General features: G+C 54.5%; 17 protein-coding genes and 1 pseudogene. 13 read left to right on the top strand and 5 right to left on the bottom strand.

Annotated features, from left to right (window positions below):
- Position 1: 1 nt before the first annotated feature.
- The gene (hypA, locus tag A7098_RS10840) at positions 2 to 352 is read right to left on the bottom strand and encodes a hydrogenase maturation nickel metallochaperone HypA (RefSeq protein ID WP_001516945.1); all 351 of its coding nucleotides are present in this window, start codon (positions 350 to 352) and stop codon (positions 2 to 4) included.
- 212 nt (positions 353 to 564) lie between these two features.
- Here hypA and hycA point away from each other — a divergent pair, with 212 nt between their 5' ends.
- The 10 genes and pseudogenes from hycA to A7098_RS10790 all read left to right on the top strand — a co-directional run bounded on the left by hycA (position 565) and on the right by A7098_RS10790 (position 9225).
- Positions 565 to 1026, top strand: coding sequence for a formate hydrogenlyase regulator HycA (gene hycA / locus A7098_RS10835; protein ID WP_000158052.1), 462 nt, complete (start codon positions 565 to 567; stop codon positions 1024 to 1026).
- A gap of 124 nt (positions 1027 to 1150) precedes the next feature.
- A complete protein-coding gene (hycB, locus tag A7098_RS10830; RefSeq protein ID WP_105280780.1) occupies positions 1151 to 1762 on the top strand; it encodes a formate hydrogenlyase subunit HycB in 612 nt (203 codons plus the stop codon).
- Positions 1759 to 3585 carry a formate hydrogenlyase subunit 3 gene (hycC, locus tag A7098_RS10825; protein WP_105280779.1) on the top strand — a complete coding sequence of 609 codons (1827 nt, stop codon included), beginning with the start codon at positions 1759 to 1761 and terminating at the stop codon, positions 3583 to 3585. The genes hycB and hycC overlap by 4 nt, the downstream gene beginning before the upstream one ends.
- Positions 3586 to 3587: 2 nt before the next feature.
- Complete coding sequence (hycD, locus tag A7098_RS10820) at positions 3588 to 4511, top strand: formate hydrogenlyase subunit HycD (protein WP_000115224.1); 924 nt, start codon at positions 3588 to 3590, stop codon at positions 4509 to 4511.
- Positions 4512 to 4528: 17 nt separating this feature from the next.
- Positions 4529 to 6238: a formate hydrogenlyase subunit HycE gene (gene hycE / locus A7098_RS10815; protein ID WP_001288118.1), complete on the top strand. Its 1710-nt coding sequence runs from the start codon at positions 4529 to 4531 to the stop codon at positions 6236 to 6238.
- Between the two features lie 9 nt (positions 6239 to 6247).
- Complete coding sequence (hycF, locus tag A7098_RS10810) at positions 6248 to 6790, top strand: formate hydrogenlyase subunit HycF (RefSeq protein WP_105280778.1); 543 nt, start codon at positions 6248 to 6250, stop codon at positions 6788 to 6790.
- Positions 6790 to 7557 carry a formate hydrogenlyase subunit HycG gene (gene hycG / locus A7098_RS10805; protein WP_105280777.1) on the top strand — a complete coding sequence of 256 codons (768 nt, stop codon included), beginning with the start codon at positions 6790 to 6792 and terminating at the stop codon, positions 7555 to 7557. Before hycF ends, hycG begins: the two co-directional genes overlap by 1 nt.
- Positions 7554 to 7964, top strand: coding sequence for a formate hydrogenlyase assembly protein HycH (gene hycH, locus A7098_RS10800; protein WP_001291918.1), 411 nt, complete (start codon positions 7554 to 7556; stop codon positions 7962 to 7964). Before hycG ends, hycH begins: the two co-directional genes overlap by 4 nt.
- Positions 7957 to 8427 carry a hydrogenase maturation peptidase HycI gene (gene hycI / locus A7098_RS10795; RefSeq protein ID WP_000132961.1) on the top strand — a complete coding sequence of 157 codons (471 nt, stop codon included), beginning with the start codon at positions 7957 to 7959 and terminating at the stop codon, positions 8425 to 8427. Before hycH ends, hycI begins: the two co-directional genes overlap by 8 nt.
- 42 nt (positions 8428 to 8469) lie before the next feature.
- A pseudogene (locus tag A7098_RS10790) lies at positions 8470 to 9225 on the top strand (hypothetical protein).
- Between the two features lie 103 nt (positions 9226 to 9328).
- Here the strand turns inward: A7098_RS10790 and ascB are convergent.
- Together ascB and ascF are read right to left on the bottom strand one after the other, a co-directional pair.
- Entirely contained in the window at positions 9329 to 10753 is a 1425-nt protein-coding gene (gene ascB, locus A7098_RS10785) for a 6-phospho-beta-glucosidase AscB (RefSeq protein WP_105280808.1), read from the bottom strand.
- Between the two features lie 8 nt (positions 10754 to 10761).
- Entirely contained in the window at positions 10762 to 12219 is a 1458-nt protein-coding gene (gene ascF / locus A7098_RS10780; protein WP_105280776.1) for a PTS cellobiose/arbutin/salicin transporter subunit IIBC, read from the bottom strand.
- A gap of 259 nt (positions 12220 to 12478) precedes the next feature.
- Between ascF and ascG the strand changes: the two genes are divergently transcribed.
- The 3 genes from ascG to hypF all read left to right on the top strand — a co-directional run bounded on the left by ascG (position 12479) and on the right by hypF (position 16558).
- On the top strand, positions 12479 to 13489 hold the full coding sequence (gene ascG / locus A7098_RS10775) for a DNA-binding transcriptional regulator AscG (protein ID WP_105280775.1): 1011 nt from the start codon (positions 12479 to 12481) through the stop codon (positions 13487 to 13489).
- A gap of 148 nt (positions 13490 to 13637) precedes the next feature.
- The gene (gene hydN / locus A7098_RS10770) at positions 13638 to 14165 is read left to right on the top strand and encodes an electron transport protein HydN (RefSeq protein WP_001078777.1); all 528 of its coding nucleotides are present in this window, start codon (positions 13638 to 13640) and stop codon (positions 14163 to 14165) included.
- Positions 14166 to 14317: 152 nt separating this feature from the next.
- Positions 14318 to 16558 carry a carbamoyltransferase HypF gene (gene hypF, locus A7098_RS10765; protein WP_105280807.1) on the top strand — a complete coding sequence of 747 codons (2241 nt, stop codon included), beginning with the start codon at positions 14318 to 14320 and terminating at the stop codon, positions 16556 to 16558.
- Positions 16559 to 16637: 79 nt separating this feature from the next.
- Here hypF and norW read toward each other — a convergent pair whose 3' ends face one another.
- Positions 16638 to 17771 (bottom strand): NADH:flavorubredoxin reductase NorW, encoded by a 1134-nt coding sequence (norW, locus tag A7098_RS10760; protein ID WP_105280774.1) that lies wholly within the window; start codon positions 17769 to 17771, stop codon positions 16638 to 16640.
- Complete coding sequence (gene norV / locus A7098_RS10755; protein WP_105280773.1) at positions 17768 to 19207, bottom strand: anaerobic nitric oxide reductase flavorubredoxin; 1440 nt, start codon at positions 19205 to 19207, stop codon at positions 17768 to 17770. Before norV ends, norW begins: the two co-directional genes overlap by 4 nt.
- Positions 19208 to 19259: the final 52 nt, after the last annotated feature.

Genomic DNA, 19259 nt, shown 5'->3' with positions numbered 1-19259 from the left:
CTCACTCCTGGTCTATTTCTATCCGCCGAATCTGTAAACCGTCGTCTGCCACAATGCGCAGCATGTCGCCATGACACTGTGGGCAGCGGCGGACGCGCTGGGTCAGTAGCGTCACATACTGTTGGCATGTTTCACACCAGCATTCGGCCTCTTGTTCTTCGAGGTGCAGTTTACAACCTTCCGCCACGCTGCCACGGCAAACCAGATCAAAACAAAAGGCAAGAGAGCTGGTTTCGACACAAGAAAATGCGCCAATTTTGAGCCAGACCCCAGTTACGCGTTTTGCACCGTGCTTTGCGGCCTGTTGTTCAATCAATTCCAGTGCCCGTTGGCAGAGGGTTATTTCGTGCATATCGCCTCCCATTAACTATTGCCAGCTATAAGCAATAATTGTGCCAGTGTTGACTATCCCTGCGGTGAATAATGTCGATGATGTCGAAATGACACGTCGACACGGCGTCGAAATTCAGCGGAATCATAAAAATCACCTAAATAACAATGAATTAAAAATTGGCACAAAAAATGCTTAAGGGCAGGCATCTCTGTTAAACGGGTAACCTGACAATGACTATTTGGGAAATAAGCGAGAAAGCCGATTACATCGCACAGCGGCATCGTCGCCTACAGGACCAGTGGCATATCTATTGCAATTCGCTGGTTCAGGGGATCACGTTATCAAAAGCGCGTTTGCATCACGCGATGAGCTGCGCGCCAGATAAAGAACTCTGTTTCGTTCTTTTTGAACATTTTCGCATTTACGTCACCCTGGCGGATGGCTTTAACAGCCATACCATCGAGTATTACGTCGAAACGAAAGATGGCGAAGACAAACAGCGGATTGCACTGGCTCAGTTGAGCAGTGACGGCATGATTGATGGCAAGGTCAACATCCGTAATCGCGAACAAGTGCTGGAACACTATCTCGAAAAAATCGCCGGCGTTTACGACAGCTTATACACCGCCATTGAAAACAATACCCCGGTGAATTTAAGCCAACTGGTAGAGGGACAAAGCTCGGCAGCATGAGCTGAGGCTTTGCCCGTTTTGCAGGCGTCATGCCTGTTTGGGGATGGGCGTGTCGATGAGTGTCGAAAATGACATTTCATCGGCATGTTTTCGTCAAAAATGACAATCACCTGAGGAATGCCTGGTGAATCGTTTTGTAATTGCTGACTCCACGCTCTGTATCGGCTGCCACACCTGTGAGGCCGCCTGTTCAGAGACGCATCGCCAGCACGGCCTGCAATCCATGCCGCGCCTGCGAGTGATGCTAAATGAAAAAGAATCTGCACCGCAGCTCTGTCACCACTGTGAAGATGCGCCCTGTGCGGTGGTCTGCCCGGTTAATGCCATCACCCGCGTTGATGGTGCCGTGCAGTTGAATGAAAGTCTGTGCGTAAGCTGCAAACTTTGCGGCATCGCCTGCCCGTTTGGCGCAATTGAATTTTCCGGCAGCCGTCCGCTGGATATTCCGGCAAATGCCAATACCCCGAAAGCGCCACCGGCACCGCCTGCTCCGGTGCGTGTCAGCACATTGCTTGACTGGGTGCCGGGCATTCGCGCGATCGCCGTCAAATGTGATCTTTGTAGCTTTGATGAACAAGGTCCAGCTTGCGTGCGGATGTGCCCAACCAAAGCCCTGCATCTGGTGGATAACACCGATATCGCCCGCGTCAGCAAACGTAAGCGTGAGCTGACTTTTAATACGGACTTTGGCGATCTCACCTTGTTTCAGCAGGCTCAAAGTGGAGAGGCTAAATGAGCGCAATTTCCCTGATCAACAGCGGCGTGGCGTGGTTTGTTGCCGCCGCTGTTCTGGCATTTCTCTTTTCTTTTCATAAGGCGCTGAGTGGCTGGATAGCCGGGATTGGCGGCGCGGTTGGTAGCGTGTACACAGCAGCAGCAGGTTTCACCGTGCTGACGGGGGCGGTCGGCGTGAGCGGTACGCTGTCACTGGTAAGCTACGATGTGCAAATCTCTCCGCTTAACGCGATTTGGTTGATAACCCTCGGCCTGTGCGGCCTGTTTGTCAGCCTCTACAACATTGACTGGCATCGCCACGCGCAGGTGAAATGCAACGGCTTGCAGATCAATATGCTGATGGCTGCCGCCGTGTGCGCCGTTATCGCCAGCAACCTGGGCATGTTCGTGGTAATGGCCGAAATCATGGCTCTGTGCGCGGTGTTTCTCACCAGCAACAGCAAAGAGGGCAAACTGTGGTTTGCGCTGGGGCGTCTTGGCACTCTGCTGCTGGCGATTGCCTGCTGGCTGGTCTGGCAACGTTACGGCACGCTGGATCTGCGCCTGCTGGATATGCGCGTGCAACAGCTGCCGCTCGGTTCCGATATCTGGCTGCTCGGCGTGATTGGCTTTGGCCTGCTGGCCGGGATTATCCCGCTGCACGGCTGGGTGCCGCAGGCTCATGCTAACGCTTCTGCGCCTGCTGCCGCGCTGTTTTCCACGGTGGTAATGAAAATCGGCCTGCTGGGCATTTTAACCCTGTCTCTGCTGGGCGGTAACGCGCCGCTGTGGTGGGGAATTGCGCTGCTGGTGCTCGGCATGATCACCGCGTTCGTCGGTGGTTTGTATGCGCTGATGGAGCACAACATCCAGCGTCTGCTGGCTTACCACACACTGGAAAATATCGGCATCATCCTGCTGGGGCTGGGGGCTGGCGTAACGGGTATCGCGCTCGAACAACCGGCGCTGATTGCTCTTGGCCTGGTCGGTGGCCTGTACCATCTGCTTAATCATAGCCTGTTCAAAAGCGTACTGTTCCTTGGGGCGGGTAGCGTCTGGTTCCGTACTGGTCATCGCGATATCGAAAAACTCGGCGGCATTGGCAAGAAAATGCCGGTTATCTCCATCGCCATGTTAGTCGGGCTGATGGCAATGGCTGCGCTGCCGCCGTTGAACGGTTTTGCCGGTGAATGGGTTATCTATCAATCCTTCTTCAAACTGAGCAATAGCGGAACGTTCGTTGCCCGTCTGCTGGGGCCGCTGCTCGCAGTGGGTCTGGCAATTACCGGTGCGCTGGCGGTGATGTGTATGGCGAAAGTCTATGGCGTCACGTTCCTCGGTGCGCCACGTACCAAAGAAGCCGAAAACGCCACCTGTGCGCCGCTCCTGATGAGCGTCAGCGTAGTGGCACTGGCGATTTGCTGCGTAATTGGCGGTGTTGCTGCGCCGTGGCTGCTGCCGATGCTGTCAGCAGCTGTACCTCTGCCGCTGGAGCCTGCTAACACCACCGTTTCTCAACCAATGATCACGTTGCTGCTGATTGCCTGCCCGCTGCTGCCATTCATTATTATGGCGATTTGCAAAGGCGACCGTCTGCCGTCGCGTTCCCGTGGCGCGGCATGGGTGTGCGGCTACGACCATGAAAAATCAATGGTGATTACTGCTCATGGTTTTGCCATGCCGGTGAAACAGGCGTTTGCGCCGGTGCTGAAACTGCGCAAAGTGCTGAATCCAGTGTCGCTGGTGCCGGGCTGGCAGAGCGAGGGGAGTGCGTTGCTGTTCCGCCGGATGGCGCTGGTTGAACTGGCGGTGCTGGTGGTGATTATTGTTTCACGAGGAGCCTGAGAATGAGTGTTTTATATCCGTTAATTCAGGCGCTGGTGTTATTTGCCGTTGCGCCGCTGCTCTCCGGTATAACCCGCGTGGCGCGCGCCCGCTTGCATAACCGTCGCGGGCCGGGCGTGTTGCAGGAGTATCGCGACATTATCAAACTGCTGGGGCGTCAGAGTGTTGGCCCGGATGCCTCCGGCTGGGTGTTCCGCCTGACGCCATACGTGATGGTGGGCGTCATGCTGACTATCGCTACCGCGCTGCCGGTGGTGACCGTCGGTTCTCCGCTGCCGCAACTGGGCGATTTGATCACCTTACTGTATCTCTTCGCCATCGCGCGTTTCTTCTTTGCCATTTCCGGTCTGGATACCGGTAGCCCGTTTACCGCTATCGGCGCGAGCCGTGAAGCGATGCTCGGTGTGCTGGTCGAGCCGATGTTGTTGCTCGGCCTGTGGGTCGCGGCGCAGGTTGCCGGTTCCACCAACATCAGCAACATCACCGACACCGTTTACCACTGGCCTCTGAGCCAGAGCATTCCGCTGGTACTGGCGCTTTGTGCCTGTGCGTTCGCTACTTTTATCGAAATGGGCAAACTGCCATTCGACCTGGCGGAAGCCGAGCAGGAGTTGCAGGAAGGCCCACTCTCTGAATACAGCGGCAGCGGCTTTGGCGTCATGAAATGGGGTATCAGCCTGAAACAGCTGGTGGTGTTGCAGATGTTCGTCGGGGTGTTTATTCCGTGGGGACAAATGGAAACCTTCACCGCTGGTGGGCTGCTGCTGGCGCTGGTGATTGCCATCGTCAAACTGGTGGTCGGCGTCCTGGTTATCGCGCTGTTCGAAAACAGCATGGCCCGTCTGCGTCTTGATATTACTCCGCGCATTACCTGGGCTGGGTTTGGCTTTGCATTTTTAGCGTTCGTCTCCTTGCTGGCGGCGTGATTAAAGAGAGTATGAGCATGTCTGAAGAAAAATTAGGTCAACATTATCTCGCCGCGCTGAATGAGGCATTTCCGGGCGTCGTGCTGGATCACGCCTGGCAGACCAAAGATCAGCTGACCGTGACCGTAAAGGTGAACTATCTGCCGGAAGTGGTGGAGTTCCTCTACTACAAACAGGGTGGCTGGCTGTCGGTACTGTTTGGTAACGACGAACGCAAACTGAATGGTCATTATGCCGTTTACTATGTGCTGTCGATGGAGAAGGGCACGAAGTGCTGGATCACGGTTCGCGTCGAAGTTGACGCCAACAAACCGGAATATCCGTCCGTGACGCCGCGCGTTCCGGCGGCGGTGTGGGGCGAGCGTGAAGTGCGCGATATGTACGGTTTGATTCCGGTTGGTCTGCCGGATGAACGTCGTCTGGTGCTGCCGGATGACTGGCCGGATGAACTTTATCCGCTGCGTAAAGACAGCATGGATTATCGTCAGCGTCCGGCACCGACCACCGATGCTGAAACCTACGAGTTCATCAACGAACTGGGCGACAAGAAAAACAACGTTGTGCCGATTGGTCCGCTGCATGTCACTTCTGACGAACCGGGTCACTTCCGTCTGTTCGTCGATGGCGAAAATATTATCGACGCCGACTACCGCCTGTTCTACGTCCATCGCGGCATGGAAAAACTGGCGGAAACCCGTATGGGTTACAACGAAGTGACCTTCCTCTCTGACCGTGTGTGCGGGATCTGCGGCTTTGCTCACAGCACCGCCTACACCACGTCGGTGGAAAACGCGATGGGTATTCAGGTGCCAGAACGCGCGCAGATGATCCGCGCCATTCTGCTGGAGGTGGAACGCCTGCACTCGCATCTGCTCAACCTCGGCCTCGCCTGTCACTTTACCGGCTTTGACTCCGGCTTTATGCAGTTCTTCCGCGTGCGTGAATCTTCCATGAAAATGGCGGAGATCCTCACCGGGGCGCGTAAAACTTACGGTCTGAACCTGATCGGCGGGATTCGTCGCGATCTGCTGAAAGATGACATGATCCAGACCCGTCAACTGGCGCAGCAAATGCGTCGTGAAGTACAGGAGCTGGTGGATGTGCTGCTGAGTACGCCAAATATGGAACAGCGCACCGTCGGCATTGGTCGTCTGGATCCGGAAATCGCCCGCGATTTCAGTAACGTTGGCCCGATGGTGCGCGCCAGCGGCCACGCTCGTGATACCCGTGCTGATCACCCGTTTGTCGGTTATGGCCTGCTGCCGATGGAAGTTCACAGCGAGCAGGGCTGCGACGTTATTTCGCGTCTGAAAGTGCGTATCAACGAAGTCTTTACCTCGCTCAATATGATCGACTACGGCCTGGACAATCTGCCAGGCGGCCCGCTGGCGGTGGAAGGATTCACCTACATTCCACACCGTTTTGCGCTGGGCTTTGCCGAAGCGCCACGTGGCGATGATATCCACTGGAGCATGACCGGCGATAACCAGAAGCTGTACCGCTGGCGCTGTCGTGCCGCGACCTACGCGAACTGGCCGACCCTGCGCTACATGTTGCGCGGCAACACCGTTTCTGATGCGCCGCTGATTATCGGTAGCCTCGACCCTTGCTACTCCTGTACCGACCGCATGACCGTGGTCGATGTGCGTAAGAAGAAGAGCAAAGTGGTGCCGTACAAAGAACTCGAGCGTTACAGCATTGAGCGTAAAAACTCGCCGCTGAAATAAGGAATCGCCATGTTTACCTTTATCAAAAAAGTTATCAAAACCGGCACGGCGACCTCGTCTTATCCGCTGGAGCCGATTGCGGTTGATAAAAACTTCCGTGGTAAGCCAGAGCAGAACCCGCAGCAGTGCATCGGCTGCGCGGCCTGCGTCAATGCCTGCCCGTCAAACGCCTTAACGGTTGAAACCGACCTCACCACCGGTGAGCTGGCGTGGCAGTTCAATCTTGGGCGCTGCATCTTCTGTGGACGCTGCGAAGAAGTCTGCCCGACGGCGGCAATCAAACTGTCGCAAGAGTACGAACTGGCGGTGTGGAAGAAAGAAGACTTCCTGCAACAGTCCCGCTTCGCGCTGTGCAACTGCCGCGTCTGCAATCGTCCTTTCGCCGTACAGAAAGAGATCGACTACGCCATTGCGCTGCTTAAGCACAATGGTGACAGCCGCGCGGAAAACCACCGCGAAAGCTTTGAGACTTGCCCGGAATGTAAGCGCCAGAAATGCCTGGTGCCGTCCGACCGTATTGAACTGACTCGCCATATGAAAGAGGTCATCTGATGAGCAATTTATTAGGCCCCCGTGACGCCAACGGCATTCCGGTTCCGATGACGGTGGATGAATCCATCGCCAGCATGAAGGCGTCGTTACTGAAAAAAATCAAACGTTCTGCCTACGTTTACCGCGTGGACTGCGGTGGCTGCAACGGCTGCGAAATTGAAATTTTCGCCACGCTTTCGCCGCTGTTCGATGCAGAACGCTTCGGTATTAAAGTTGTTCCGTCCCCGCGTCATGCGGATATTTTACTGTTTACCGGCGCGGTCACCCGTGCAATGCGATCCCCTGCGCTACGTGCGTGGCAGTCCGCGCCGAACCCTAAAATCTGTATCTCTTACGGTGCCTGCGGTAACAGCGGTGGCATTTTCCACGATCTCTACTGCGTGTGGGGCGGTACGGATAAAATCGTCCCGGTGGATGTTTACATCCCTGGTTGCCCGCCAACGCCTGCCGCCACGCTGTACGGCTTTGCAATGGCGCTCGGCCTGCTGGAGCAGAAAATCCATGCCCGTGAGCCAGGCGAACTGGATGAGCAACCGGCAGAGATTCTGCATCCGGATATGGTGCAGCCGCTGCGCGTGAAAGTGGATCGCGAAGCGCGTCGCCTGGCGGGTTACCGCTACGGTCGCCAGATTGCCGATGACTTCCTTACGCAATTAGGGCAGGGCGAAGAGCAGGTTGCTCGCTGGCTGGAAGCGGAAAACGATCCGCGTCTGAACGAGATTGTCAGCCATCTGAATCATGTTGTTGAAGAGGCGCGTATCCGATGAGTGAAAAGGTGGTGTTCAGTCAACTGAGCCGTAAATTTATTGATGAGAACGATGCCACGCCCGCCGAGGCGCAGCAGGTGGTCTATTACAGCCTGGCGATTGGTCACCACCTTGGGGTTATCGATTGTCTGGAAGCGGCGCTCACCTGCCCGTGGGATGAATATCTGGCATGGATTGCCACTCTGGAGGCGGGCAGCGAAGCCCGCCGCAAAATGGAAGGCGTGCCGAAATATGGTGAGATCGTCATCGACATTAACCATGTGCCGATGCTGGCCAACGCATTCGATAAAGCCCGGGCAGCGCAAACTTCGCAGCAGAAGGAATGGAGTACAATGCTGTTAAGTATGCTGCATGATATTCATCAGGAAAACGCCATCTATTTGATGGTGAGGAGATTGCGTGACTGACGTTTTACTCTGTGTTGGCAATAGCATGATGGGCGATGATGGCGCAGGCCCGCTGCTGGCGGAAAAGTGCGCCGCCGCGCCGAAAGGTAATTGGGTGGTGATTGACGGCGGTAGCGCACCGGAAAACGACATTGTCGCCATCCGTGAACTGCGCCCTACGCGGTTACTGATTGTCGACGCCACGGATATGGGGCTAAACCCCGGCGAGATCCGCATCATCGACCCGGATGACATCGCCGAGATGTTTATGATGACTACCCATAACATGCCGTTGAATTACCTTATCGACCAGTTAAAAGAAGACATTGGCGAAGTGATTTTCCTTGGTATCCAGCCGGATATCGTCGGCTTTTACTATCCGATGACCCAACCGATTAAAGATGCGGTAGAAACCGTTTATCAACGACTGGAAGGCTGGGAAGGGAATGGCGGCTTCGCGCAGTTAGCGGTGGAAGAAGAGTAGTTCTTCATTAAGGAATTCAGGGAATTGAAAACCAGGACAGGGATGTGCGCTTTTTTATTGAGCTTAGTGCTTCCTGCGCAGGCCACCAGCTTTACCGAATATCTGCCGATGAGTGACAGCGAATACGCACAAAAGTGGGCGCTGAAACCTCTCCTGACCATGCCTTATTTTACCGATCAAAACTGGCATTTTAGAAAAGTGGGCGTTGCTGGCGTAACGCTTGAGAAGATGCCAAATGAAGAGGATGACTGGCAATTAACCGCAAAAGACCGCGCCGGTAAATCCTGGACAGTGCCTGTGGGTATGCTGGCAAACATAGCGGGCAAAGGGCAACTCTATCGCGCCGATCTTGATCGTAACGGCATTCAGGATCTGGTTATCTGATTACCCAGTGCCGGTAATGGTCTGGCTCCTTATGCACATTTAATCCTGTTGACGTTCACACGCGAAGGTCGTCCCTGTGTCTTTGAACCCTGGGGATTCTACACCGTAAGCAAAACTGGCGTTGATGATTTGCTGGATTTGCAAGGCAATGGTCACACGCAGCTGCTGGATATGCAGTTTGATTCCGGTTACTGGCTAACCAGTTTGTATCAGGTAAAAGAGGCCAAATGGCAGCGTGTTCATGGCTGGTTTGGCAAGTTAAGCTATCCCGCACTCACGCGTTTTACTTATACTCCCAACCGTAAACTCGTTCTCAAACCCATCGCTGGACGCGACCCGCAAACGGAAGATTTGGCGCTGACGCAGCGTTGTTTGATAACGGGGGATATGCTTGATGGGGTGAATCAGAACTGATGGCAAACGCTAAATTGCCCGATGCGCTGCGCTTATCGAGCCTACAAAGTTCGTGCGACATGTAGGCCGGATAAGGCGTTCACGCCGCATCCGGCACGGTTACTTACTCTAAATCTTCCCCATTACTGGCAATCACTTTTTTATACCACCAGAACGATTTCTTACGCGTGCGCGTCAGCGTACCGTTGCCTGCGTCGTCACGGTCAACAAAGACAAAACCGTAGCGCTTGCTCATTTCACCCGTTGAGGCGGAAACTAAATCAATACAGCCCCAGGTGGTGTAGCCCATCAGCGGAATGCCGTCTGCAATCGCTTCGCCCATTGCTCGGATATGTTCGCGTAAATAGCTGATGCGATAGTCATCGTTAATCTCACCATTGGCAGCAAATTCATCTTTTGCGCCGAGGCCGTTTTCCACCAGAAACAGTGGCTTCTGATAACGGTCGTACATCATGTTCATGGTGATACGCAGACCGAGTGGATCAATACCCCAGCCCCAGTCGCTCACTTGCAGATACGGGTTACGCAGCGATTTCACCACGTTCGCCGCACTGCTGTTGTTGGCGTTCATCTCCGCCGAGGCGCAGCGCGAGGCGTAATAGCTGAAAGAGACAAAATCGACGGTGTTTTTCAGGATTTCATCATCGCCAGGCGCTTTGTCGATGGTTACCCCTTTTTCGCGGAATACGCGGGCAGAGTAAGCCGGATACGCGCCCCGCGCCTGCACATCGATAAAAAACAGGTTTTCCCGATCTTTCTCCAGCGCCGCCCAGATATCTTCCGGCTTGCAGCTATAAGGGTAGAAGTTGCCGCCCGCCAGCATACAGCCCACCTGATTTTGCGGGTTAACCTCATGGGCGATTTTGGTGGCTAATGCACTGGCAATCAGCTGGTGGTGTGCGGCCTGATATTTCACCTGATCCTGATTTTCCCCTTCTTCAAACACCAGACCCGCGCCGGAGAACGGGCTATGCAACATAATGTTGATTTCATTGAAGGTTAGCCAGTATTTCACCAGACTATCAAATGCTTCAAAGCAGGTTTGGGCGTAGCGAGTGAAAAACTCCACCAGCTTGCGGTTACGCCAGGAGCCATATTCCGTCACCAGATGCATCGGCACATCGAAGTGACACAACGTGACCAGCGGTTCGATACCGTACTTTTTACACTCTTCAAAGACAGAACGATAAAAAGCAATGCCCTGCTGGTTGGGCGTCAGCTCATCGCCCTGCGGGAAGAGGCGGCTCCAGGCAATCGAGGTACGGAAAACCTTGAATCCCATCTCTGCCATCAGGGCGATATCTTCTTTATACCGATGATAAAAATCCGTCGCCTCATGGCTGGGGTAAAACTCGTCATCGCGCAACTGAAAACGTTTTTCCAGCCCCAGTTTCACCGCCATTCGATGCTCGCCGTGTGGGATCATATCGACCGTGGTCAGCCCTTTGCCACCTTCACGGTACGCACCTTCAGACTGGTTGGCGGCAAGCGCGCCGCCCCATAAAAAACCTTGCGGAAATACTGACATTTTCATCCTCAATTAAGACTTACTTCTTTGGCGACGGCCGGTTGTGCGCTCTGATGTTTTCGTGCCTCGGCGGCCGCTTCCTCCACAGGAATATCCTCAAAGCCGAGCAACAGTGTGAGGATAAACGACAGCACGACCGCCAGCGCCATGACCGCGAACACCCAGACGATGCTCATTGGATTCGCCGGATCGAAGAACTGCACGCTGGTAAATAGCCCCGGCGCTGCCATTGAGTGGCTGGCAAGCCCCGCCATACCGGCAACCGCACCGCAAATAAAACCGCTGATAAGACTGGCGATAAGCGGACGTTTCAGGCGGATCGCCACGCCGTATAACGCCGGTTCGGAAATCCCCGCCATAATGGCTGATGCCGCCGCAGCCAGTGCCGTCTGGCGCAGTTCCGGGTTTTTCGTTTTCCACGCCACCGCCAGCGATGAACCGCCCAGCGACAGGTTAGCGCCGATCTCTGACGGCATGACCATCCCTTCTTTGCCGGTTTCGGCAATGGTCTGAATGATGGTTGGCGTAAAGACGCGGTGCATCCCGGTCATTACCAGCAGCGGCCACAGCGCGCCCATAATGGCGACTGAAAGCCAGCCCAGATAACCATGAATAGTGTAAACCAGCGCCGAAATGGCGCTACCGATCCAGATACCAATCGGGCCAATCAGCAGGATTGCCAGCGGTGCGGCAATCAACACAATCAGCATCGGCTTGAGGAAGTTTTTCGTCACTGCCGGTGTAATGCTGTCCACCCAGCGTTCGATATATGACAGGCACCAGGTCATCACCAGCGCCGGGATCACCGTGTAGGTGTATTTCACCGCCGTGACCGGAATCAGGGCAAATTCAACATGTTCACCCTGAGCCGCTTTCGCCATCAGCTCAATGAAACTCGGATGTACCAGTACACCCGCGATGGCAATCGCCAGCGACATATTGGTTTTAAATTTGATGGCGGCAGATGCCGCGACCATTAGCGGCAGGAAGAAGAAAGCACCGTCACCAATCACATTCAGAATGGTTAAGGTCGGCGATCCTTTTGTCAGCACACCGCTCATCTCGAGGATCATCGCCAGCAGTTTGACCATCGATCCGCCGATAATCGCCGGGATCAGCGGTGACATAGTGCCGATCAGCGCATCAAGGATCCCTGCACCAATGCGACGTAGCGTGAGCTTGAGTTTACCCACGGGCAGGGCGGGTTGCATATCTCCCGGCAGCAGGCTGACGATTTCCTGAAAGGCTTGTGAAACGGTATTGCCGATAATCACCTGACACTGGTTGTCACTACGTACCACGCCGAGTACGCCGGAGATGTTTTTCAACGTCGGGCTGTCGATAAGCGCATCATCTTTAATAACAAAGCGCAAACGCGTCATACAGTGCGTGACCGCCGAGATGTTATCAACGCCGCCCAGTGCCGCTATCACCGAGCGCGCCAGCGCCGCATAATTTTTGGCCATCGGATTTTATCCTGTTATCAGTAGGGTAGAGGTAGTTGTTATCAGTCGACGTGACGGGAAAAAGCCGATGCTGAAACGGAAGTAAGAAACCGGTTTCACAAAATCATGAATAGTTGTCACTAAATAAGCAAGAGAGTTAATTGTTCATTTTTTATATTTGTGAAACCGGTCACCTGAATATTTTTCCCGCTGATTGCGCAAGGACAATCAGCAAACGGTGCAGTAAACTGCGATGACTGCGTGTAAAGGGATGAAAACAATGACGACAATGCTGGAAGTGGCGAAGCGCGCCGGGGTTTCAAAAGCGACCGTTTCCCGCGTGCTTTCAGGTAATGGCTACGTCAGCCAGGAGACGAAAGATCGCGTGTTTCAGGCGGTAGAAGAGAGCGGTTACCGCCCAAATTTGCTGGCGCGCAATCTGTCGGCGAAGAGTACTCAGACGCTGGGGCTGGTAGTGACCAACACGCTTTACCACGGCATTTATTTTAGTGAATTACTGTTTCATGCCGCGCGAATGGCGGAAGAGAAAGGGCGCCAACTGTTGCTGGCTGATGGTAAACATAGCGCCGAAGAAGAGCGCCAGGCGATTCAGTATCTGCTGGATCTGCGCTGCGACGCCATTATGATTTACCCGCGTTTTTTAAGCGTGGATGAGATCGATGACATTATTGACGCGCACAGTCAGCCGATAATGGTGCTTAATCGCCGCCTGCGCAAACACAGCAGTCATAGCGTCTGGTGCGATCATAAACAGACCAGCTTTAACGCCGTGGCAGAGTTGATAAACGCCGGACATCAGGAGATTGCTTTCCTTACCGGCTCGATGGATTCCCCCACCAGCGTTGAACGTCTTGCCGGGTATAAAGACGCGCTGGCGCAGTATGGTATTGCGCTCAATGAAAAACTTATCGCTAACGGTAAATGGACGCCCGCCAGCGGAGCCGAAGGAGTAGAAACGTTGCTCGAACGAGGGGCTAAATTTAGCGCGTTGGTTGCCAGTAATGACGATATGGCGATAGGGGCGATGAAAGCGTTGCACGAGCGCGGCGTAGCGGTGCCGGAGCAGGTGTCGGTGATTGGATTTGATGATATCGCCATGGCGCCGTACACGATCCCGGCGCTCTCCAGCGTAAAAATTCCGGTGACTGAGATGATTCAGGAAGTTATTGGACGGCTGATTTTTATGCTCGATGGCGGGGATTTCTCACCGCCGAAAACCTTCAGCGGAAAACTGATCCGCCGCGACTCCCTCATTGCTCTTTCGCGATAAACATTGTCATCACATGTCATCGTCACTTGTGTCGATGACATCGTTTTTTCTGCATTACAGAATTTAATTTCCTTAAATAACAGTAAATTAAAAACTGGCATGATTTGTGAATGTATCGGCGCATTAACTGTCATTGCTGGAGAATTTGATGAACCGTTTCATCATTGCTGACGCGAGTAAATGTATTGGTTGCCGTACCTGTGAAGTGGCGTGCGTGGTTTCTCATCAGGAGAATCAGGACTGTGCATCGCTGACCCCGGAAACATTTTTACCGCGTATCCATGTCATTAAAGGTGTGAACATTTCCACGGCGACAGTCTGCCGTCAGTGTGAAGATGCACCGTGCGCTAACGTCTGCCCGAATGGTGCTATCAGCCGTGATAAAGGGTTTGTTCATGTCATGCAGGAACGTTGTATTGGTTGCAAAACCTGCGTTGTGGCTTGCCCGTATGGTGCGATGGAAGTGGTGGTGCGTCCGGTGATTCGCAACAGCGGCGCAGGGCTGAATGTACGGGCTGACAAAGCCGAAGCCAATAAATGCGACCTGTGTAACCATCGTGAAGACGGCCCGGCGTGTATGGCGGCTTGCCCGACCCATGCGCTGATTTGTGTCGATCGTAATAAACTTGAACAACTGAGCGCAGAAAAACGTCGCCGCACGGCGCTGATGTTCTAAAAATCTTACAGAACTGTTCTGGCATCAAAGGAATTCCCGGAAATATTCGTAGAATACGGAGCGGGCGGTTTCGCTGACCTGTGACTGCCGGATGCGACGCGCTCGTGTCCGGCTGGGCGGGTTACGCAATTCATGATGGCGGGAATAACTCAATGGCAAAAAACACATCTTGCGGTGTCCAACTGCGTATTCGTGGCAAAGTGCAGGGCGTCGGTTTTCGTCCGTTTGTCTGGCAGCTGGCACAGCAATTAAATCTTCACGGCGATGTCTGTAATGACGGCGATGGCGTGGAAGTCCGGTTGCTGGAAGACCCGGAAACGTTTCTTGTTCAATTGCATCAGCACTGCCCACCGCTGGCGCGTATTGATAGCGTCGAGCGTGAGCCGTTTATCTGGCCACAGCCGCCCACCGAGTTCACCATCCGCCAGAGCACAGGCGGCACCATGAATACGCAAATTGTTCCCGATGCCGCTACTTGCCCTGCCTGTCTTGCCGAAATGAATACCCCAGGCGAGCGGCGTTATCGTTATCCGTTTATCAACTGTACTCACTGTGGCCCGCGTTTCACCATTATTCGCGCGATGCCTTACGACCGCCCGTTTACCGTGATGGCGGCGTTTCCGCTGTGTCCGGCCTGTGACAAAGAATATCGCGATCCGCTCGATCGTCGCTTCCACGCCCAGCCGGTGGCCTGCCCGGAGTGTGGCCCGCATCTTGAATGGGTAAGTCATGGCGAACGTGCCGAGCAAGAGGCGGCATTACAGGCAGCTATCGCACAGCTAAAAGCGGGTAACATTGTCGCCATCAAAGGGATTGGCGGATTTCATCTCGCCTGCGATGCGCGTAACAGTAACGCGGTGGCGACACTACGGGCACGCAAACATCGCCCGGCGAAACCGCTGGCGGTTATGTTGCCAGTGGCAGAAGATTTACCAGACGCTGCCCGTCAGTTGCTTACCACACCCGCCGCGCCGATTGTGCTGGTGGATAAAAAATATGTTCCTGATCTTTGTGATGATATCGCCCCTGGCCTTAACGAAGTTGGGGTGATGTTGCCTGCGAACCCGCTCCAGCATTTGCTGTTACAGGAACTGCAATGCCCGCTGGTGATGACCTCCGGCAACCTGAGCGGTAAACCACCGGCTATCAGCAACGAACAGGCGCTGACGGATTTGCAGGGCATTGCCGACGGATTCCTGATACATAACCGCGACATCGTGCAGCGGATGGATGATTCGGTGGTGCGCGAAAGCGGCGAAATGCTGCGCCGTTCGCGGGGGTATGTGCCGGATGCGCTGGCTTTGCCTCCGGGCTTTAAAAATGTTCCGCCTGTGCTGTGTCTCGGCGCTGATCTGAAAAATACCTTCTGCCTGGTGCGCGGTGAGCAAGCGGTGTTGAGTCAGCATCTGGGCGATTTAAGTGACGATGGCATCCAGATGCAGTGGCGCGAAGCGTTACGCCTGATGCAAAACATCTACGATTTTACCCCGCAATACGTTGTGCATGACGTGCATCCGGGCTATGTCTCCAGCCAGTGGGCGAGCGAAATGAATCTGCCGACGCAAACGGTGCTTCATCATCATGCCCACGCAGCGGCGTGTCTGGCAGAACATCACTGGCCGCTGGATGGCGGTGATGTCATTGCGTTGACGCTCGACGGTATCGGTATGGGGGAGAACGGCGCTTTGTGGGGCGGCGAGTGCCTGCGGGTGAACTATCGCGAATGTGAGCACCTGGGCGGCTTGCCTGCGGTGGCGCTTCCGGGGGGCGATTTGGCTGCAAAGCAGCCGTGGCGTAACCTGCTGGCGCAGTGCCTGCGCTTTGTGCCGCAGTGGCAGAATTACCCTGAAACGGCAAGTGTGCAACAGCAAAACTGGAGCGTGCTGGCGCGGGCCATTGAGCGTGGAATTAACGCGCCGCTGGCGTCATCGTGTGGGCGTTTGTTCGATGCAGTAGCGGCGGCGCTGGACTGTGCGCCAGCCACATTAAGTTATGAAGGCGAAGCGGCTTGTGCGCTGGAGGCGCTGGCGGCTTCGTGCCACGGCGTGAAGCATCAGGTAACGATGCCGCTGGTGGACAATCAACTGGATCTCGCCACCTTCTGGCAGCAGTGGCTGAACTGGCAGGCACCGGTTAATGAACGTGCGTGGGCGTTTCATGATGCGCTGGCGCAGGGTTTTGCATCGTTGATGCGTGAGCAGGCTACGATGCGGGGTATCACTACGCTGGTATTTAGTGGTGGCGTTATTCATAACCGTTTGCTGCGCGCACGCCTGGCGCATTATCTCGCTGATTTCACATTGCTCTTTCCACAGAGTTTACCGGCAGGTGATGGCGGTTTGTCTCTGGGGCAGGGGGTTATTGCTGCGGCTCGCATCATGCATGCTGCATAGTGGCGGATGTGGCGTAACTGAACCTTAAAAGGAGCACGAACAGTCCCCTCGCCCCTTTGGGCGAGGGAGAAAATTATCCCTACACCGGCAACGTTTTCAACAATCCAAATGCCTCTTTCATCCGATCCTCACTGACCACAAAGGCGCGAAGCTGGTCGGCATCGTCAACGCCGCGCGCCACCATTCCCTGGCGTTCGGTATTAATCTGCCAGCGTAAATCCTGACGCTGGGTTTCCCCTGCCAGATGCAGCGGTAATTCCGGCGTTTTGATTTTCACCAGCATCGCCGGTAGTTTCAGCGGCGTGTTATTGCCGAGAAGATTTTTTGCCAGCACCATCGCGCTAAGTTGAATCGGCTGGAGGAACGGCAGTACCTGACCGTTAATTTCTGCGCAATCGCCCAGCGCATAAATATCGGCATTACTGGTTTGCAGATAACTATCGACGCAAACGCCGCGATTAATCGTCAGTCCGGCGCGTCGTGCCAGGGCGGTTTCCGGGCGCAGTCCGGTGGCGGCAATTACTGCATCTACTTCGATGCTGCGTTGGCGATCCAGCGTTGCCCGAATGCCAGAATCCGTTTTTTCCAGCCCCTGCAACTGAGATTTCAACAGCAGATGAACGCCCATCTCCGTCAACCGATGCTGCAAGCGGCTGCTTACTTCCGGTGGCATTAACGATGCCAGAATACTGGCAGCGTTGTCGATTAGCGTGACCGCTTTGCCTGCACGACAAAAATCCATCGCCAGTTCGCTACCAATCAAACCACCGCCGACAATCAACACGCGTCGGGCATCCCGCAGTTGCGTTTCACAGGCGCGATACTCTTGCTGACTATTTAACGTCAGCATTAACTCACGCCCGGGCACTGGCGGGACAAAGGCGCTGGCACCGGTTGCCAGCACTAACTTGTCGTATTGCCACTGATTATTCTGACTTTTCACCACATGGGCTTCGGCATCGATATCCGTCACCCAGGTGTGCGGAAACAGGCGCAGATTAAACTGCTCGGCAAATTTACCTGCCGTCTGGCGGGTAAGGTCGTCGGCACGTTGCCCCTGACTGATAACATGGCTGAGGTCAGGTTTGTTGTACTCATCCATGCTGTCGGCGGCAATCAGGGTTAACGGAGTACTGGCGTCCTGTTTGCGAATATTTTTCACCAGTTGGCGGGCGGCGAAGCCCGAACCAATGATCACAATGCCGTTGCTCATTTTGCCTCCGATGCCAGTTCGTCAAAGACGTCTTTGCCGAGTGAACATTCCGGGCACAGGAAGTTATCCGGGACTTCACTCCACGGCGTTCCTGGCGCAACGTCCTGCATTGGCTCGCCTTTTGCCGGATCGTAAATCCATTGGCAGACGCTGCATTGCATCCGTGGGCCGAGGTCAGCCGTCGTGGTGGCACAGGTTTCTTCTTTAACCACCGTATTCACCGTGCTCTGCGGCAGCGGCGAAAGCGCCCACTGACGGGCGATTTCGCGACCGTGTTCACGGCATAACTCCAGAGCGTCCTGATCCGGTCGCCATTTGGCTTTCAGGCTAAGCGACATTTCGAAACCTGCATCCTGCAGGCGAGTGGAAAGACGATCCACCGCACCGCCGCTCCAGCCGTGAGAGCCGAAAGCACTGGCGCGTTTATTACGAAAGCGCAATCCGGTCATCTCCTCCACCAGCCCGGCGATTTTCGGCATCATCACATTATTCATCGTAGAAGTGCCGACCAGCACGCCTTTTGAGCGGAAGACATTGGTCAGGATTTCGTTTTTATCGCTTCGGGCGACGTTGAAAATTTTCACCGCTACGCGCGGGTCGGTTTCCGCAATCCCCTGGGCGATAGCGTCAGCCATCATGCGGGTGTTATTCGACATGGTGTCGTAGAAAATGGTGATTCTGTCTTCCTGATAATCCGCCGCCAATTTCAGGTACAGCTCGACAATTTGCGTCGGGTTATCGCGCCATACCACGCCGTGAGAGGTCGCTATCATATCGACTGGCAAGTTAAAGCCCAGGATCTCGGTAATTTTCGGCGTTACCAGGCGGCTGAACGGCGTCAGGATATTGGCGTAGTAACGCTGGCACTGCTCGAAAAGCTCGGTCTGATCCACTTCATCGTTGAACAGATGCTCGTCGCAGTAGTGCTGACCGAAAGCATCGTTACTGAACAGCACCGCGTCGCCTGTCAGGTAAGTCATCATGCTGTCCGGCCAGTGCAGCATTGGCGTTTCGACAAAAATGAGCTGTTTGCCGTTGCCGATATCCAGCGTGTCGCCAGTTTTCACCACATTAAAATTCCACTCCGGATGATGGTGATGACCATTTATCGAGTCGATAGCGTTGGCTGTACAGTAGATCGGCGTATCGGGAATTTGCGCCATCAGTTCAGTCAGCGCCCCGGCGTGGTCCTCTTCTGCATGGTTAATCACGATGTAATCGATATCCGCCAGATCGATTTCATTACGCAGGTTCTGCACAAATTCGCGGCTGAATTTATGGTCGACGGTGTCGATTAGCACGTTTTTTTCTTCGCGAATGAGGTAGCTGTTGTAGCTGCTGCCGCGCAGCGTTTTATATTCCGTGCCGTGAAAATCACGTACTTCCCAGTCACGTTGACCCACCCAATGAATGTTATTTTTCACCACAATAGACATAGCAACCTCAATTTATTCAGCGTGTTCTAAAAAGATGTCTTGTTAATTGCAG

Origin of the sequence: Escherichia sp. MOD1-EC7011 (assembly GCF_002965005.1) — a bacterium.
Taxonomy (GTDB): Bacteria; Pseudomonadota; Gammaproteobacteria; order Enterobacterales; family Enterobacteriaceae; genus Escherichia; species Escherichia ruysiae.
This window is presented reverse-complemented; position numbering and strand designations above follow the sequence as displayed.

Excerpts from the sequence above, each read along its gene's own strand:
- hypA (WP_001516945.1), bottom strand. The coding sequence starts at position 352 with ATGCACGAAATAACCCTCTGCCAACGGGCACTGGAATTGATTGAACAA.
- hycA (WP_000158052.1), top strand. The coding sequence starts at position 565 with ATGACTATTTGGGAAATAAGCGAGAAAGCCGATTACATCGCACAGCGG.
- hycC (WP_105280779.1), top strand. The coding sequence starts at position 1,759 with ATGAGCGCAATTTCCCTGATCAACAGCGGCGTGGCGTGGTTTGTTGCC.
- hycD (WP_000115224.1), top strand. The coding sequence starts at position 3,588 with ATGAGTGTTTTATATCCGTTAATTCAGGCGCTGGTGTTATTTGCCGTT.
- hycE (WP_001288118.1), top strand. The coding sequence starts at position 4,529 with ATGTCTGAAGAAAAATTAGGTCAACATTATCTCGCCGCGCTGAATGAG.
- hycF (WP_105280778.1), top strand. The coding sequence starts at position 6,248 with ATGTTTACCTTTATCAAAAAAGTTATCAAAACCGGCACGGCGACCTCG.
- hycG (WP_105280777.1), top strand. The coding sequence starts at position 6,790 with ATGAGCAATTTATTAGGCCCCCGTGACGCCAACGGCATTCCGGTTCCG.
- hycH (WP_001291918.1), top strand. The coding sequence starts at position 7,554 with ATGAGTGAAAAGGTGGTGTTCAGTCAACTGAGCCGTAAATTTATTGAT.
- ascB (WP_105280808.1), bottom strand. The coding sequence starts at position 10,753 with ATGTCAGTATTTCCGCAAGGTTTTTTATGGGGCGGCGCGCTTGCCGCC.
- ascF (WP_105280776.1), bottom strand. The coding sequence starts at position 12,219 with ATGGCCAAAAATTATGCGGCGCTGGCGCGCTCGGTGATAGCGGCACTG.
- ascG (WP_105280775.1), top strand. The coding sequence starts at position 12,479 with ATGACGACAATGCTGGAAGTGGCGAAGCGCGCCGGGGTTTCAAAAGCG.
- hydN (WP_001078777.1), top strand. The coding sequence starts at position 13,638 with ATGAACCGTTTCATCATTGCTGACGCGAGTAAATGTATTGGTTGCCGT.
- hypF (WP_105280807.1), top strand. The coding sequence starts at position 14,318 with ATGGCAAAAAACACATCTTGCGGTGTCCAACTGCGTATTCGTGGCAAA.
- norW (WP_105280774.1), bottom strand. The coding sequence starts at position 17,771 with ATGAGCAACGGCATTGTGATCATTGGTTCGGGCTTCGCCGCCCGCCAA.
- norV (WP_105280773.1), bottom strand. The coding sequence starts at position 19,207 with ATGTCTATTGTGGTGAAAAATAACATTCATTGGGTGGGTCAACGTGAC.